Consider the following 2,077-nt stretch of genomic DNA (forward strand, 5'->3'; position numbering starts at 1 on the left):
GTGCGCCCGCGCCGGGCCGTCCGTCCCTCCCGCGGCGACGCCCGCGCCTGGTGGTGGCCGCGCCGCTGCGGCTGGAGGCGTGGGCCGCCGCCCGCTCGGGCCTGCCCGCGGGCACGATCCTCGTCCGCACGGGCATGGGGCCGGAGCACGCCAGCCGCTCCACCCGCATCATCCGGGAGGCGCAGGCCGACGCGGTCGCCCTGGTCGGCCTCGGCGGCGGCCTCGGCCCGGGGGTGAAGCCCGGGGACGTGGTGGTGGCCGACGAGGTCCGTACCGCCGACGGTTCGGTCAGCGCCCGCTGCCTGTCCGCGCCCCTGCTCGCCGGCGAGCTGCGGCGGGCCGGGCTGACCGTGCATGTCGGCCCGGTGGTGTCGGTGCCACGGCTCGCGGTCGGCACCGCGCGCACCGAGCTCGCGGCCACCGGCGCGATCGCCGTGGACATGGAGTCGGCCCAGGTCGCCCCGGGCGCGAACGGGGTGCCGCTGGCCATCATCCGCGTCGTCGTCGACACCGCCGAGCAGCCGCTGGGACGCCTCGACCTGGCCCGCCGGGGGATCGCCGGGCTGCGGACGATGATGACCTTCGGGCCGGTGCTCGAACGGTGGGCGGCGGCCGTCGGGCCGCGGCAGGTGCTGCTCGCCGAGCCCCGGGCGTTCTGCGCCGGGGTCGAACGGGCGATCGAGGTGGTCGAGCGTGCCCTGGAGCTGCACGGCGCGCCCGTCTACGTCCGCAAGCAGATCGTCCACAACAGCCACGTGGTCGCCGATCTCGCCAGCCGCGGCGCCGTCTTCGTCGAGGAGCTCGACGAGGTGCCGCCCGGGGCGACTGTGGTCTTCTCCGCGCACGGGGTCGCCCCGGCCGTGTGGGACCAGGCCGGTGACCGCAGCCTGTCGGTGATCGACGCGACCTGTCCGCTCGTGGAGAAGGTGCACGCCGAGGCCCGCCGGTTCACCGCGCGGGGGGACACCGTCCTGCTCATCGGCCATGCCGGGCACGAGGAGGTGGACGGGACCCTCGGGGAGGCACCAGGGAAGATCAAGCTGGTGGAGTCGCCCGCCGACGTCGCCCACCTGGAGGTCGACGACCCGCAGCGGGTGACCTACCTGATGCAGACGACGCTCGCCGTGGACGAGGCGGAGGAGGTGGTCGACGCGCTGCGCGGCCGCTTCCCGGCCGTGGTCGGCCCCGGGTCCGCGGACATCTGCTACGCGACGTCGAACCGGCAGAACGCGATCCGGCGGGTGGCTGACGAGGCCGACGTGGTGCTTGTCGTCGGGTCGCAGAACAGTGCCAACTCGCGCCGGCTCGTCGACGTTACTGAGCGTGAGGGCGTGCCCGCCTATCTTGTCGGGGACGTCGGTGAGGTGGAGATGAGCTGGCTGGCCGGCGCGGACACCGTCGGCATCTCCGCGGGCGCCTCCGCGCCTCCCACCCTGGTCGACGAACTGACCCAGGCGCTGTCGGGCCTGGGCCACACCACTGTCGGCGTGCGTTCGGTGGGGGCCGAGACGATTTCCTTCCACCTCCCCAAGGAGCTGCGCCGCTCGGTCCGGTGAGCACGGCCGGCCCGCCGGCCGTGCTCACCGCGCTGGTCCCGCCGCCGATTCTTGTGGTGTATCGATTCCCCGGCCGGAACCGGCCGGGGAATCGGCGGTTCCTCGGTCCGCCGAAGCCAGGACAGCGCACATGAAAACAGTTGACTGAAGAATAGTTGACGTAGTTGAAGCGGCATGTCCGGCTACTGGGAGTCACATTTTCTGTCTTTGGCGCAGCCTTGTGGGTATGCGGTGAAAAACACAGGATGTGACTTCTGCTACGGTCCACCGAATGCGCCAGATGTCGACCAGCGAGGTTCTCACGGACCCGTCGTCGCCGTGCCGCGACCCTGGTTCTCTCGGCTCCCTGGACTCCCTGGACTCCCTGGACTCCCCTGGCCCCCGCGGGTCCTCCGAAGGCTTCTCCTCCAAGAGCTTCGAGGCTCTGGCGGACGCCGCAACGGCCAGCCGTGCTCCGGGCGCCCGCGGCCCGCTGCGACGGCCGCCGGGCGGACGGCGTGGCCCGGGCCGACAGCCGGGCC

At 73.1% G+C, this 2,077-nt stretch carries 2 protein-coding genes; both read left to right on the forward strand.

Going from position 1 to position 2,077, the window contains the following annotated elements:
* The first annotated feature begins 50 nt into the window (after positions 1–50).
* A complete protein-coding gene (gene ispH / locus NBX02_RS05665) occupies positions 51–1,556 on the forward strand; it encodes a 4-hydroxy-3-methylbut-2-enyl diphosphate reductase (RefSeq protein WP_445548281.1) in 1,506 nt (501 codons plus the stop codon).
* A gap of 271 nt (positions 1,557–1,827) precedes the next feature.
* On the forward strand, positions 1,828–2,077 hold a 250-nt coding region (locus NBX02_RS05670), incomplete at its 3' end, for a hypothetical protein (protein WP_250290301.1).

It is taken from the genome of Protofrankia sp. CiP1_Cm_nod1, from assembly GCF_920888515.1.
Lineage (GTDB): Bacteria > Actinomycetota > Actinomycetes > Frankiales > Frankiaceae > Protofrankia.